Consider the following 14,343-nt stretch of genomic DNA (forward strand, 5'->3'; position numbering starts at 1 on the left):
ATTTTGAGTAGGAAATTATCAATAGAATCAATGACTTGTAAACCTTTTCTGACTCTTAAGAAAAATTTAAGAAATCCCCTCGCAATTCTTTAAGAAATGCTCTTTATAGTAAAAGCAACTAATAATTACTAATGATCGGGGAGAAAATTTATGTTAACGTTCCTTACTGAATTTATAAAACATCCAAAAACTATAGGTGCGATTTCACCTAGTTCAAAAAAATTAGCAAAAAAAATGGTCGAAACAATTTGTTTTGAAAATGCCCAATGCATTGTTGAACTAGGTCCAGGTACTGGTTCATTTACAAAAGAACTAATGAAAAGAAAAGAGCGGTCAACAAAGTTAATTCTTATTGAAAATAATGAGATTTTTTATGGAAAGCTACGTGAACAATTTGAGCATGAGCCGAGTATAATCGTAATACATGGATCAGCTGAGGATTTATGCAAATATATGTCAGCATTAAATATCGAAAAAATTGACTATGTCATATCTGGGTTACCTTTTACATCATTGAATCCTGCCGTTTCCTCACGTATTTTACGGAATGTAAAGGAGTGCTTAGAAGACGGAAAATTTATTACATTCCAATATTCACTTGTTAGGAAATCCTTTATCCAAAACTATTTTGAGGATATTACACATGAAAAAGTATGGATTAACTTTCCACCTGCCTATGTGCTGAGCTGCAAACTTGGAAATGTGAGGGCTATTTAATGGGATTACAGGATCTTGTATCATATATTGAGCAATATGGTTATTTTGCTTTATTTTTCAGCTTATGGTTAGGAATCGTGGGTATGCCCCTACCTGATGAGATGATCGTTATGAGCGGCGGCTTTATGTCTTCGTTAGATAAAATGAGTGTGTTAAAAGCTTTTGTAATAACCTATCTAGGTGCAGTTTCAGGACTTTCCTTAGGATTTATCCTTGGTAAAGTGTTTGGTCATAAAATACTTGATAAATTGGTGAAAAAGAAAAAGGCTAAATATTTATTAAAGTCAAAAGAGCTAATAGATAAATATGGACATTTTGCTTTAGTTATAAGCTATTTCATACCAATTGTGAGACATATACTTCCATACTTAGTAGGTATGAACAACATGCCGTTTAAAAAATACGCTTTGTATTACTACACAGCAGGTTTTGTTTGGACATTGATTTACTTTACACTTGGTTTGTTCTTTGGAAAACACATTGAGCATATTTCCATAATAGCAACAAAATACGGTATATATTTTGGAGCTTTCGTCGTTATTGTAGGGTGTTTTTATTATTTTTATAAACGAAAATTAAAGTCGGTAATGTAGAGTGTTTTTATTATTTTTATATACGAAAAATAATAAAATAGTTAAAATTAGGGAGTGTATTAAGGTTGATTGGAGTGGAGACTGGGCTACTCCTCGGGAATCAGCGTCACAGCTAAGACCCTAGAGTGAGCAAGTAGAGGAACGAAGGTTAAGAACATCATGTTCTGTGATAACGCCTTCGTGACCAACATCCTGTTGCGGCCGATATGCTTTCGCACAAAAAAATGTTTGCATAAAGCCTGTCACGGAATCGGAAAGGAGTTCTTTGAGATATCACAAAGCCGATTCCGGACGCAATTACGTCGAAGCATAATTGATTATATTTTGAAATTGGTGGGATTAGATGAGTAAAGAAACAATACTTATTGTTGATGATGAAAAAGAGATTAGAAATCTTATTGCTATTTATTTAAAAAATGAAGGCTATGATGTTCTAGAAGCAAGTGATGGAGAGGAAGGTTTAAGTCTTTTAAAGAAACATAAAGTACATTTAATTGTTCTAGATATTATGATGCCGAATGTGGATGGTATTGAAATGTGTATGAAGGTACGAGAAATAGCCGAGATGCCAATTATTATGCTGTCAGCAAAGTCTCAGGATATGGATAAAATCGTTGGATTAACTTTAGGGGCTGATGATTATGTAACTAAGCCATTTAATCCTTTAGAGCTAATTGCGCGCATAAAATCTCAGCTGCGTAGATATATCAAAATGAATCGACTTGATGATATGAACGAAAGTGGGATAGAGATTGGTGATATGCGAATCAATACCGACACACATGAAGTAATCGTCAATAATGAAAAAGTGAAGCTTACGCCAAGAGAGTTTTCAATTCTTGATTTACTTGCAAGAAATCAAGGCATTGTGATGAGCGCGGAGCAAATTTATGAAAAGGTTTGGAAAGAAGAGGCTATACAATCTGAAAATACGGTAATGGTACATATACGAAAAATTCGAGAAAGAATTGAGACAAATCCAAGAAATCCTCAATATATTAAAACAGTATGGGGAGTAGGTTATAAAATTGAGAAAGATCATTAAGCCATTCCAATACATACTAAGCAAACTTAAAATTCTTATAGTGAATGCCATTACAAAAGTTCGGCAAAGTATCAGAATTCAACTTTTAACAACTTTTATTCTTTGCGCATTTCTCGGTTTACTTGTGGCACGAGCTACTGTGCCATTTTTGGGAAATATCAATATAACACCTACCATTGACTATAGTGCAGGTATGGAGCAAATAAATTTTCAAGCGCAGCGTTCAGCAGATTTGGCTGTTAGTGAAAATAGTATTGATGCTTTACAGCAAATGATTGAAGATGAAAATGTAAAGATGGAAATGAAACAGAGTGCGTTGAAAGTGTTAGTTACTGATGAACGCGGGAAGGTTTTGTATAAAACAAAACAAGCGGAAGAGGAACAAATTGATTTGCATAATAAGATTCGGCATGTAATGGATTTTGCAATCAACAACCCATTCTATAAATATGATATACCGCAAGTCGAGGATTCGCGGGAAGAATTTATTGCCTTTTATCCATTAACAATAGAAGATGAAGATTTATATCTATTTGTCAGTGGAATTCCAAAAGGTGTTGTCATTACAAAAACAGCAGATGGGCCAATTCCTGCATTAATTGGAATTGCTTTTTTTACCTTTTCATTCTTCTACATAACAAAACGAAAAATGAAACAAATAGAGGCGTTGGCGAAGGGGGTAAAGGAAATCGCAAAAGGAGATTTAAGCTATCGAATTGAGAAAAAGGGAATAGATGAAATAGCTTTATTAACAGAGAATGTTAATCATATGGCCGAAGCAATCATGACAAATATAGAGATGGAACGAAGGATTGAAAAACAAAAAAATGAATTAATTACTAATGTCTCGCATGACCTACGAACACCACTTACTTCGATTATGGGGTATTTACGATTGTTAAGAGATGAGAGATACGACACGAAAGAGCAATATGATGAGTATTTAAAGATTGCTTTCTCAAAATCCGAACAGTTAAAAAACCTAATTGATGATTTATTTGACTATACGAAGCTAACGAATGAAAGTATTATCCTTGGGCAACAAGAGGTATGTATCAATGAACTTCTTGATCAGTTAATCGAAGAGTTGATTCCTCAAGCGGAGGAAAACCATCGTACATTCAATAAAAATTTCTCGGAGGAGCGGATCTTTGCTACAGTAGATTCTGAAAAAATTGTCAGGGTTTTTGATAATTTATTAATGAATGCAATTAAATATAGTACAGGTGATGGCGAGATTTTTGTTTCTCTTGAAAGAAAAGAAGGTAATGTTCAAATCTGTGTCGCAAATGAAAGTAATGAATTTACATCTGAAGAGCTAATGAGCCTATTTGATCGTTTTTATAAAAAAGATCAATCTAGAACAACTGTAGCGGAAGGTTCAGGACTTGGACTTGCTATTGCTAAAAGCATTGTAGAACTACATGGTGGCAAAATTGACGCAAAGTATACGGAAGGAATGTTGCAGTTTAACATCGAACTGCCAGTTACAGCTTAACTTCTTCCAGCGGGTGCCAAACATCTGTACCTGTCGCTACGCTTTCGGTACAAAAAACATTCGCTGAAATGGAGGAACTCAGTCTAAGAACGCCACGTCCTGTGGCAATTTATCTGTGCGAAAGCGAAGCGACAGCAACAGGTTTTCTTTCTGTGCGAAAGCAAAGCGACAGCAACAACACACGACTGAGTGACCAACTTCGTGCTGCTGACGCTGCGTTAGCACTACGCTTTCGCGCAAAAAACATCTGTTGGCCTAAAGCCTCCGGACGCAATTATACCGAGGCAGATTGACTATATATAGAAAGGTAGCATTTAAAAGAGCAATGCTACCTTTCTTCATGGGTGAATTAGTTGCTCAATAGTGAGAATATGATTAGCTTTAGTGTGGGGGAGTATCTTTTGTAAGTGCATAAAAATATTCTTGTCCTTAATAATAATTTGAATTTCTGTATAGCTATATTGTTTTTGGACTTCCTGAACATATTCTGTAATTTTCAATATATGATGTGGGTCTTTCATTTCTACTTCTACAAAAAAGGGCAGCGTTAATTGATGTAAACTTAAGCAACCGCGACGAATCCAAATCGCTTCATTGACGTAATAACGGATAGGTAATTGACGATTACTTGCGATAAATAAATCCATTTATTTCTCCTTCTTTATATCTTGATGTTAATAGTGATGGATAGAACCCGCCTCCAATTGTGGATAGAACCATGAAAATAATGGATAGCTCCGCCAAAGTGATGGATAGGACTCTCCAAGAGTGGATAGCCCGCCAAAATGATGGATAGGACTCTCCAAGTGTGGATAGCCGCGCCCAAATGATGGATATAACCTCAAAATCATGGATAGAATCCTCAAAAAGATGGATAGAACCCCCAAAATGATGGATAGAACCCCCAAAAAGATGGATAGATCCGCCAAAAAGATGGATAAGACTCTCCAAGAGTGGATAGCCGCGCCCGAATGATGGATAGAACCTCAAAAAGATGGATAGAACCCTCAAAGTGATGGATAGTCCCGCCCAAAAGATGGATAGGACTCTCAAAAAGATGGATATAACCTCAAAATCATGGATAGAATCCTCAAAAAGATGGATAGAACCCCCAAAATGATGGATAGCTCCGCCAAAAAGATGGATAGGACTCTCAAAAAGATGGATAGAACCCTAAATGATAGATAGAACCCTCCAAGTGTGGATAGCCCCACCAAAAAGATGGATAGAACCCTCAAAAGGATGGATAGCCCCACCAAAAAGATNCTCCGCCAAAAAGATGGATAGGACTCTCAAAAAGATGGATAGAACCCTAAATGATAGATAGAACCCTCCAAGTGTGGATAGCCCCACCAAAAAGAGGGATAGAATCCTCAAAAAGATAGATAGAACCCCCAAAAAGATGGATAGAACCCTCCAAGTGTGGATAGCCCCACCAAAAAGAGGGATAGAATCCTCAAAAAGATAGATAGAACCCCCAAAAAGATGGATAGAACCCTCCAAGTGTGGATAGCCCCACCAAAAAGAGGGATAGAATCCTCAAAAAGATAGATAGAACCCCCAAAAAGATGGATAGAACCCTCCAAGTGTGGATAGCCCCACCAAAAAGAGGGATAGAACCCTCAAAAGGATGGATAGCCCCACCAAAAAGATGGATAGAATCCTCAAAAAGATGGATAGAACCCCCAAAAAGATGGATAGAACCCTCCAAGTGTGGATAGCCCCACCAAAAAGATGGATAGAACTCTCCAAGAGTGGAGAGCCTCGCCTCAAATCGACGGATATTTGTACGCATCGATCGTCTCTAGAAAATATTTTAGCGCAGGTGACTGTACTTCGTCATTGCGATAAATAAACCAAGTTGGGATTTGAGCCTGCTTTGTTGCTAGTATGTGCAGCGACAGTGACTGAGTATCCATATATTTTTGAGCGATTGCACGTGGCAGTAGTGTTACACCTAGCCCTGCAGCAACGCAGCCAATGATTCCATCGAGTGTGCCAAATTCCATACGCTTTTGAGGTTGCACACCGTCTTCACGCAACCAATGCTCCCAAATAGCTCTATATGAGCAACCATGAGGAAAAGTAATAAATGTGCTGTTCTCTAAATCACGTTGGCTATCAATTCGTTTATGTTTGCTAGATGTGATGACAACAAGCTCCTCATAAACAAACTCCTTCGCAAGGATATTTTCTTTATAAACGGGTCCATTTACAAACGCACCATCTAATTCATAGTTTTCTAGCCGTTCGATATTTTGTTGAGATGGACTTGTCAATATAGTGATTTCCACCTGATCATAGGCTTTATGGAAAGTAGTTAAGAGGGTAGGTAAGTGTAGTGCCGCAGTTGTTTCCATTGAACCAATTCGTAAAAGTCCTCTATTTTCCTCTGTATCCTGAAGTATTTCAAAGGATTTTTCATAGAGATGTAGCATTTTTAATACCATTTCATAAAACTGTTCTCCCTTTGGTGTCAATCGGATACCTCGATGTCCTCGATAAAAAAAAGTTGTTTGATACATGGCCTCAAGATTTTGTATTTTCATAGAGATGTTAGATTGGGTGTAATTAAGCTCTGCAGCAGCTTTAGAGAAGCTACCTGTTTGTACGACTGTCCGAAAAATTAAGAGATCATTAATATTCATATGTTCCCTCCAGCCATCAATTTATTTGATATCTATTATAAAGGATTAGTGCTATTTGTGATATCTGAATTTTCGTTATAGTGAGAAGGAGGGGAGGTAAAATATGCACAAGCAAACAGTTCAATATTTATTAGGAGGCATTTTTTCACTAGTTATTGCTATGAGTATTGGTCGTTTTTCCTATACGGTTATCTTGCCGTATATGCAAGATACTTTTGCCTTTAGTCATGCTACAGCAGGTTTTCTAGCGACAAGTAATTATTTTGGATACTTAGTAGGGGCATTGGTGGCTGGTCGTTTACAAATAGGAGGTAAACGTATTCCTTTTTTACAAATATCACTCGTTATTAGCATATTGACAACGGCTATGATGGGTTTTACTGATGCTGTTATCGCATGGTATGTACTTCGTTTTATTTCTGGGGTTATGAGTGCATCGATCTTTGTAGTTGCTGCTAGCCTTGTACTCGATCAGTTAGCTGGGAATGGAAAAGCGCATTTATCTGGGCTTTTTTATAGCGGGGTAGGTGCAGGAATTGCTCTAAGTGCGGTTATTGTATCACCCATACATGCAATGTTTGATTGGAATGGAACGTGGATTGCTTTGGCGTTGTTTAGTGTCGTATTGCTTGTATTCATCGTATTGTTCATAAAGCCAGTTACTCAACATTCACAACAGAAACTAAGTCAAACAGTAGCGCCACAAAAAGTCCCACCTACGACATGGATGAAGTGGCTAATTTTAGGTTATAGCTTAGAGGGCCTTGGCTATATTGTCACGGGAACATTTATCGTGTCAATCGCAGAAGAATCAACAAGCTTTCATGGTGATGCTACCTTTGTATGGTTTGTTGTCGGGATTGCAGCGATTCCATCCTGCATTGTTTGGTCTACGCTGGCACAGCGATACGGTTACGTGAGAACATTATTGATTTCTATGGTAATTCAAGGGTTAGGAATTGTTTTACCCGCGTTTGCGACTAATACAATGATACTTTATATAAGTGCATTTATTTTTGGAGCAACTTTTATGGGAATTACTACAGTAGCTACAACATTAGCAAGACAAATATTGCCTGTGAACAGTCACAAAATATTAGGTTACCTAACTGCTGGATATGCTTTGGGACAAATGTTAGGTCCTTCACTTGCAGGAGCACTAGCCAATTATACGAATAGCTATCAGTATGCCTTATTTGGCGCAACAGTCGTTGTAGTAATAGGAGCATTATGTCTTATTAGTGGATTAAAATATGAAAAAGTAAAAGTAGGAGAGCTAGCTACGCAAAAAACTTAAGTAAATAGACAAAAAAAGTAAGTAAGTCTAGGAGTGACTTACTTACTTTTGTTTTAGTGGATATCACGTTTTTTGAAGTTCCCACCACGTACCTCTGATACATCAGAAATAACTACGAAGGCACTTTCATCGATATCTTTAATAATCGATACAAGTTTATTTTCTTCCATACGGTTAATGACACAGTTTAATATATCAGTTGGTTCATTGGAGAAACCGCCTCGCCCTTTAGTATATGTAACACCACGACCTAAACGAGCTTGAATAGCATCACCAATTTCATCTGATTTTGCACTGACAACACGAACATCTTTTGATTTTTCTAAACCAACTTGAATAATATCGATAACGTTTTTCGCAATATAGTACGTTAAAGCTGAGTATAATGCGCTTTCTAAGCCAAAAATAAAACTTGCCCCTAAGAAAATAAAGGCATTAATAAATAATATAATATCCCCGACTGAAAATGGAATCTTACGTGATAGTAATACTGCTAAAACCTCAGAACCATCTAAAGCACCACCGTTACGTAAGACAATCCCGATTCCAACACCAAGTAACATACCACCAGATAAAACAATTAATAGTGGATCATTTGGGCCTAAAATTGTTTTAACATCATGCATAAGCACTGTGGAAATAGATAGAGCTGCTATCCCAGCACTACTCATCAATGCAAAAGTTTTACCTACTTGTTTGTAGCCAATCCAAATAAAAGGAATGTTTAATACAAAGAGCAGTACGCCTAAAGGAATATCAAAGAGGTATGCTCCCATAATACTAATACCTGTCACGCCACCATCAATGACATCGTTCGGAATTAATACCGCTTCTAGTCCATATGCTGCGATGATGGCGCCAATTATAATCATGATAAATTTTCGTGTGTTTTCAACTGTCTTTCTTCTTTTCATAAATCTTCTCCATTTCTTTACGTAAAAATATTACTTAAGGTTTTGGAATAATATTTATAGCAATTGTTTTTGTCTCAGTCTCTTTGCTTGAGTCGGCCATATTATAGTATTTAATCATTAAATCGTTTAATTCTTTTTCAAAGCTCATAAATTGATCATTCGTTAATGTCAAATCAATAAATGAAAAAGTTGCTAAATCTGCAAGTCTATCTTCTTCATCAAGTGAATTTAAATAATTTTGATATTGAGATAGTAAAGCTAATTGATAGTTGGAAACATAATTTAATTTTTGTTTGATCGTTAGTTGTGTCCAATCCTCCTGACTAAGTTTTTCTGCTCCTTCATTTAATGCATAAAATTTTTCTGTAACAGAACGTACTTTTCGCTCTTTCACAATTTTTATAATGTCTTCATCCATTAAAATTTGGATGTGACGATACAAAGTAGCCTGAGGTACATCCTTTATGATAGAAATCATCCCCAAAGTGCTTAAGCCTTCTTCTTTATCGTGCATTAGAGCTTGTAAAATTTTCATTCTCACAGGGTGCATTAAAACCTCTGCTTTATTCCGCATAAAAACGATCCTCCTATCAAATGGAATCAAGGGAAGCAATCAAATGTTATCAATATGAGAACATTATCAATAAATATACTATATATTTTTTTTTCAGATGTACAGTAGAAAGGTAATGAAATTTTTTACATATTATGTTATCATTATCGATAATGATAATGAATGGAGGTTTTAGTAATGAAATTACATTATAGTTTTGATGATTTAAGCCAACTGGATTGGGCAAGCATACTTCCGATCATTTTGCCATTTTTATTCGTAGGATTTGTACTAATAATTATTGCTTTATTCGATTTATATCGGCACCGAAATACGCGGGAGAACATACTGCTGTGGACAATTATTATTTTGATCTTTAATTCAATTGGCTCTGTTCTTTACTTCATAATTGGTAGAAAGGATGTAAATAAACGTGCGCTTAGAAATTAAAAATATTACGAAAAAGTTTAAACAAAAAACAGCCGTGAATGATTTTTCTATGGATATTGATGCTAATGAGTGTGTCGGATTAATTGGACCGAATGGGGCAGGAAAATCCACGTTAATTCAAATCATTGCCGACATTCTGAATGCAGACAAAGGGGAAATTCTTCTTGATGGTCAAAAGATTTCATCTATGAAAAATCAAATTGGTTACTTACCTCAGTATCCTAATTTTTTCTCATGGATGACAGCGTTTGAAACACTGTACTTTATGGGAACACTATCTGGCATAGCAAATAATGAATTGCAGAAAGAAATCCCATTGCTTTTAGAAAAGGTGGGCTTAGGGAAAGAAGCACATCTTAATGCCGGGACATTTTCAGGTGGTATGAAGCAACGACTTGGCATCGCACAAGCACTATTGCATAAGCCTGCTTTAATGATCATGGATGAACCGGTATCAGCGCTAGATCCAATAGGGAGAAGAGAAGTGTTAAATCTAATTAAAGAGATAAAAAAAGATACGACAGTTTTATTTTCAACGCATATATTGAGTGATGCGGAAGAAATTTGTGAGCGCTTTGTAATGATTAAAAATGGTCTCAAAATAGAGGATGCTACAAAATCAGAGTTACTTAAGCGCCATCAAGAATCAGCTATCTTTGTAATGATTCGTAAAGCAGATTTTCAGTGGTTAACAATGCTTGAACAATTATCTTATGTGAAGAAAATCGAAAACTGTGGAAATGGCTTCAAAATACACGTTGAAAATTTGGAAACGGATGCTAATCGTCTAATACAACACGGACTGGATTCAAAAGTGATGTTTACTAAATTTGAAGTGGGTATTCAAGACAATCTTGAAGAAATATTTTTGGAATTGGTGGTGTGAGTATATGGATACGTTTATGGCACTTAGCAAAAAAGAAATACATCAAATGGCAAGGGAATATAAAATATTATGGCTCCCAATCGTATTTATTTTACTAGGGCTAACTCAGCCGATTATGATGTATTATTTACCTGTTATTTTACAATCAATGGGTGGAATTGACGGTATAATGATTGATCCTACGATGGCAAAGCCGGAGGGACAGGAGGTACTTGCCACAACATTAAATTCACAGTTTGATCAGCTAGGTATTATTATTCTGGTCGTTGCCACTATGAGCATTATTCAAGGCGAAAAAGCAAATGGCATGATGGCGTTTATCCTAACAAGACCAGTTTCGATATCATCTTATTTAAATAGTAAAATTATTATCCATTATATATTGGCTGTAGTATGTATAGCTCTGGGCTATGCAGTGTCCTATGGCTATTCAGCGTTTTTATTTACTTCTGCTCCTATGACACAAGCTATATGGGCTTTAGCATTTTATTGTGTATGGCTGTTATTTATCATTACGTTTGTTGCATTGATGAGTACATTTTTTAATAGTCCTGCTTTTATAGCACTAATAAGTATCGTTGTCCTATTAATGTGTCGTTTTATTGCTGGAATACATCCATTCATAGACGTTGTGAATCCTGCTAGTAATAGTATGTATGCAACAAATATTCTAATGTCAGGTGATGTGGGATCTTGGTACGGTGTCAATATTGTAGTTACACTGCTGTTAGTTTTATTGATGGTCATTACTATGCAAAGTTTCATTGCGAAAAAGAAATTTTAACTTCTTTCAGAAAAGTGTTTTGGTAGCCGGAGTAAAATAAAATAGAGGGACTCAGGCTAAGAATTTCACATCCTATGAAAACACCTGAGTGACCAACATCATACGCTGCCGCTTCGCTTTTGCTTCAGGGTTCAATCTATGACCGAATCCCCAAGGAGTCGCGCCTCCTCTACCAAATCAACTTATTTCATGATATACGTTTTAACAAATGCCATCCTAACTTTTGGCGATGAACCGTATGAAAGGATACGTATACAATTGAATGTGAAAATAGATCCAATGAGTAAAACTCCTTTGTATCAGCAGTTAATCCAGCAACTACTTTTTGAAATAGCGACAGGGAAATTGCAAAATGGTGACCCATTGCCCTCCATTCGTGATTTAGCAGCTCAAACAAAACTCAATCTTCATACCGTTCATAAAAGCTACAAGGAGCTTCAGAAGCAGGGAATAATCGCTATAAAACCTAACTCAAAAGCAATTGTTAAAAAGTCTGCTGAAGCAAAGGATGTTAACCTTCAACAAATTTCTATTAAGGTCGAACAAATAATGTGTGAAGCAAATGTTTTAGGGATTAGTGAGTGTCAACTGCAGCAGATGTTTCATAAGAATCTGCAAAAATATTATACTCAGCGTTAAGAGAGAAAGAGATGACTTCTGCAATATAAAGAAGTCATCTCTTTCTGATTAGAGTGTATTTTAATCAATTATGCCTTGGCATAATTGCGTGACATCCGCCGGAGGCTTTAGGCCAACAGATGTTTTTTGCGCGAAAGCGTAGTGCTAACGCAGCGTCAGCAGCACGAAGTTGGTCACTCAATCGTGTGTTGTTGCTGTCGCTTCGCTTTCGCACAGAAAGAAAACCTGTTGCTGTCGCTTCGCTTTCGCACAGATAAGTTGCCACAGGACGTGGCGTTCTTAGACTGAGTTCCTCTATTTCAGCAAATGTTTTATGTAACGTAAGTGAAACGGCAGTTACAATTATTTTCTGTACCGAAAGCGTAGCGACAGGTACAGGTGTTTAGACACCCGCTGAAATGTAACTTAATTCCGAATTCATCTCACCAACTATAGAAGTGGGTTCTGCTGAAACAAGTTAAACTCATCCTTGGTCATCCCAAAATAGACCTCATCATAAAAGGTACCATTTGTATAAATCATATTTCTCAACCGGCCTTCCTCAACAAATCGCAGTTTTTTATGTAGAGCAATAGAAGATGCATTAAAGGAGTAAATACAGATTGTTGCTTTCTGATAGCGTAGTTCAAAGAAATAATGCTTTAAAATCGTTAAAATCATATCTTTAGCATACCCTTTTCCTCTATGCGAGGGAAATACCGTGATAGCATAATCAAAGGTCCCATTCTTTGCATCACAACCAGAAACCTCAATTGACCCCACGATATTGTTTGAAGCATCCTCCGCAATCCAGTAAAAATCATCACTCTCTGTAGATGCCCCTTGTGATATTTCATTTATCCATTCTTCAATTTGCTGATTTGTCCGAGGAAAAGCGACTGAATCAAGGTTTTTAAGTATGTCATCATCTAAATTTTCAAATATATGAATGTCCTCAGACTTTGGTGCCCTCAATCGTATTTTTTCTCCACGCCAATAGGAAACTTTCATTGAACTCATCTCCCTTTGTAATTTGTTCAGTTAAATTATACCATTGGAATTGTGAGGAAGAGAAAAAAGTAAGAAACCACTAAAAGAGTTCCTTACTTTTACAAATGCTATATTAAAAACACCGCCACAATGGTTGTAATCACAAGACCAATAGCCACTGGCAATAAATTACGCCTTGCAAGTTCGAATGGGCTAACATTACAAATTGCAGCAGCTGGGATTAGTGCCCAGGGAATTAACGTTCCGCCTCCTACAAAGATCGCTGTTATTTGCCCTAAAGCTGTTAAAGTTGCAGTACCTCCACCAATAGCATTACCAAACAGACTACCGACGGAACCTGCTAAGGAAATGCCTGAGAAGCCAGAGCCGTCTAAGCCTGTAATAGCGCCAACGACTGCTAAAGTGACGACTGCAATTCCCTTTGTTAATGGCACTACCGCAGCTAGACCCACACCGAGATCGTTGACGATACCATGTGATGCGGCTGGTAAGTAGTCACCGATAATTTGTGTAAATCCAGAATCTCCTAGATAGAAAAAGGCTGCGATTGGAATAACCGGTCCAAACACTTTAAATCCGAATTGGAATCCTTGAATGAAATAGCTTGTTGTCTTTTCAAGCCCTTGTTTTTTGTGGGCTACAACACAAAGCAATAATAGGATAAAGACAGATGTGCCTCCTATTAAAGCTGTTGCATCTCCACCTTGTAGTTTTAATATAGACATTGCGATGACATCGAGTACAAAGGCAATTGGAATAAGTACTGCGAAAAAGCGTTTTTGCCCGAGTGTTAACAGGTTTTCAGCAGCTACTTGTTCTACTTCCTCATTTGTGTCGTTTGTTGCAAATAAATTCGCTGATCCACGCTTCATATCCCGTCGTAATAAAATATAGGCGACTACCGTAGTAACAACGCCCATTGTAATAACAAGGGGGATACTAGCAGACATTACCTCACTAACTGGAATACCAGCAGCATCAGCAGTTAGCTTAGGAGCTCCTTGTATAACAAAATCACTTGAGAGAGCTATTCCGTGACCAAATAAATTCATCGCCATCGCCACACCGAGTGCTGGTAAACCTGCACGTAGAGCAACAGGTAATAAAACTGCACCTAAGAGTGCGACAGCAGGCGAAGGCCAGAAAAACCAAGAGATACACATCATTAAAAGACCAATCGTCCAATAAGCTAAAGCTGGTGTTTTTATGATTTTCGTAAATGGAGCAATCATGACTTCATTGATACCAGAGGCCATCATAACTCGACTCATGGCTACAATAATAGAAATTATGAGAATGGTCGACAAAAGCTCAGTGATGGCATAAATA

17 protein-coding genes are annotated in these 14,343 nt (G+C 36.9%); 10 read left to right on the top strand and 7 right to left on the bottom strand.

The window, feature by feature from the left end; translation table 11 throughout:
- Positions 1-150 precede the first annotated feature (150 nt).
- The 5 genes from ACZ11_RS22220 to ACZ11_RS22240 all read left to right on the top strand — a co-directional run bounded on the left by ACZ11_RS22220 (position 151) and on the right by ACZ11_RS22240 (position 4,146).
- Positions 151-717, top strand: coding sequence for a class I SAM-dependent methyltransferase (locus ACZ11_RS22220; RefSeq protein WP_049668701.1), 567 nt, complete (start codon positions 151-153; stop codon positions 715-717).
- On the top strand, positions 717-1,310 hold the full coding sequence (locus ACZ11_RS22225) for a DedA family protein (protein WP_049668702.1): 594 nt from the start codon (positions 717-719) through the stop codon (positions 1,308-1,310). Before ACZ11_RS22220 ends, ACZ11_RS22225 begins: the two co-directional genes overlap by 1 nt.
- A 343-nt stretch (positions 1,311-1,653) precedes the next feature.
- The gene (locus ACZ11_RS22230) at positions 1,654-2,355 is read left to right on the top strand and encodes a response regulator transcription factor (protein ID WP_049668703.1); all 702 of its coding nucleotides are present in this window, start codon (positions 1,654-1,656) and stop codon (positions 2,353-2,355) included.
- Positions 2,339-3,853: a HAMP domain-containing sensor histidine kinase gene (locus ACZ11_RS22235; RefSeq protein ID WP_049668704.1), complete on the top strand. Its 1,515-nt coding sequence runs from the start codon at positions 2,339-2,341 to the stop codon at positions 3,851-3,853. Before ACZ11_RS22230 ends, ACZ11_RS22235 begins: the two co-directional genes overlap by 17 nt.
- Before the next feature lie 68 nt (positions 3,854-3,921).
- On the top strand, positions 3,922-4,146 hold the full coding sequence (locus ACZ11_RS22240) for a hypothetical protein (RefSeq protein WP_152911542.1): 225 nt from the start codon (positions 3,922-3,924) through the stop codon (positions 4,144-4,146).
- Positions 4,147-4,191: 45 nt separating this feature from the next.
- Here ACZ11_RS22240 and ACZ11_RS22245 read toward each other — a convergent pair whose 3' ends face one another.
- A complete protein-coding gene (locus ACZ11_RS22245) occupies positions 4,192-4,500 on the bottom strand; it encodes a hypothetical protein (protein WP_049668706.1) in 309 nt (102 codons plus the stop codon).
- Between the two features lie 1,122 nt (positions 4,501-5,622).
- A complete protein-coding gene (locus ACZ11_RS22250) occupies positions 5,623-6,501 on the bottom strand; it encodes a LysR family transcriptional regulator (protein ID WP_049668707.1) in 879 nt (292 codons plus the stop codon).
- 103 nt (positions 6,502-6,604) lie between these two features.
- Here ACZ11_RS22250 and ACZ11_RS22255 point away from each other — a divergent pair, with 103 nt between their 5' ends.
- Positions 6,605-7,798: a YbfB/YjiJ family MFS transporter gene (locus ACZ11_RS22255; protein ID WP_049668708.1), complete on the top strand. Its 1,194-nt coding sequence runs from the start codon at positions 6,605-6,607 to the stop codon at positions 7,796-7,798.
- A 53-nt stretch (positions 7,799-7,851) separates the two neighbouring features.
- Here the strand turns inward: ACZ11_RS22255 and ACZ11_RS22260 are convergent, their stop codons facing one another.
- Both ACZ11_RS22260 and ACZ11_RS22265 read right to left on the bottom strand, forming a co-directional pair.
- Positions 7,852-8,712 (bottom strand): YitT family protein, encoded by an 861-nt coding sequence (locus ACZ11_RS22260; protein WP_049668709.1) that lies wholly within the window; start codon positions 8,710-8,712, stop codon positions 7,852-7,854.
- Positions 8,713-8,746: 34 nt separating this feature from the next.
- On the bottom strand, positions 8,747-9,286 hold the full coding sequence (locus ACZ11_RS22265; RefSeq protein ID WP_049668710.1) for a helix-turn-helix domain-containing protein: 540 nt from the start codon (positions 9,284-9,286) through the stop codon (positions 8,747-8,749).
- Between the two features lie 177 nt (positions 9,287-9,463).
- Here ACZ11_RS22265 and ACZ11_RS22270 point away from each other — a divergent pair, with 177 nt between their 5' ends.
- The 4 genes from ACZ11_RS22270 (at position 9,464) to ACZ11_RS22285 (ending at position 12,024) form a co-directional block, all read left to right on the top strand.
- Entirely contained in the window at positions 9,464-9,715 is a 252-nt protein-coding gene (locus ACZ11_RS22270) for a PLDc N-terminal domain-containing protein (protein ID WP_049668711.1), read from the top strand.
- Positions 9,699-10,601: an ABC transporter ATP-binding protein gene (locus ACZ11_RS22275; RefSeq protein ID WP_049668712.1), complete on the top strand. Its 903-nt coding sequence runs from the start codon at positions 9,699-9,701 to the stop codon at positions 10,599-10,601. Before ACZ11_RS22270 ends, ACZ11_RS22275 begins: the two co-directional genes overlap by 17 nt.
- 4 nt (positions 10,602-10,605) lie before the next feature.
- Positions 10,606-11,385, top strand: a complete 780-nt coding sequence (locus ACZ11_RS22280) for an ABC transporter permease (protein WP_049668713.1) — start codon at positions 10,606-10,608, stop codon at positions 11,383-11,385.
- 264 nt (positions 11,386-11,649) lie between these two features.
- Complete coding sequence (locus tag ACZ11_RS22285; RefSeq protein WP_236690931.1) at positions 11,650-12,024, top strand: GntR family transcriptional regulator; 375 nt, start codon at positions 11,650-11,652, stop codon at positions 12,022-12,024.
- Positions 12,025-12,088: 64 nt separating this feature from the next.
- On the opposite strand, the gene ACZ11_RS26060 is transcribed toward ACZ11_RS22285, so the two are convergent.
- The 3 genes from ACZ11_RS26060 to ACZ11_RS22295 form a co-directional block, all read right to left on the bottom strand.
- Complete coding sequence (locus tag ACZ11_RS26060) at positions 12,089-12,289, bottom strand: hypothetical protein (protein WP_152911543.1); 201 nt, start codon at positions 12,287-12,289, stop codon at positions 12,089-12,091.
- A gap of 164 nt (positions 12,290-12,453) precedes the next feature.
- Positions 12,454-13,014: a GNAT family N-acetyltransferase gene (locus tag ACZ11_RS22290; RefSeq protein ID WP_049668714.1), complete on the bottom strand. Its 561-nt coding sequence runs from the start codon at positions 13,012-13,014 to the stop codon at positions 12,454-12,456.
- A 107-nt stretch (positions 13,015-13,121) separates the two neighbouring features.
- Positions 13,122-14,343 (bottom strand): hypothetical protein (locus ACZ11_RS22295; RefSeq protein WP_049668765.1); only part of this gene is annotated, 1,222 nt, incomplete at its 5' end.

This window comes from Lysinibacillus xylanilyticus, assembly GCF_001183605.1.
GTDB lineage: Bacteria > Bacillota > Bacilli > Bacillales_A > Planococcaceae > Lysinibacillus > Lysinibacillus xylanilyticus.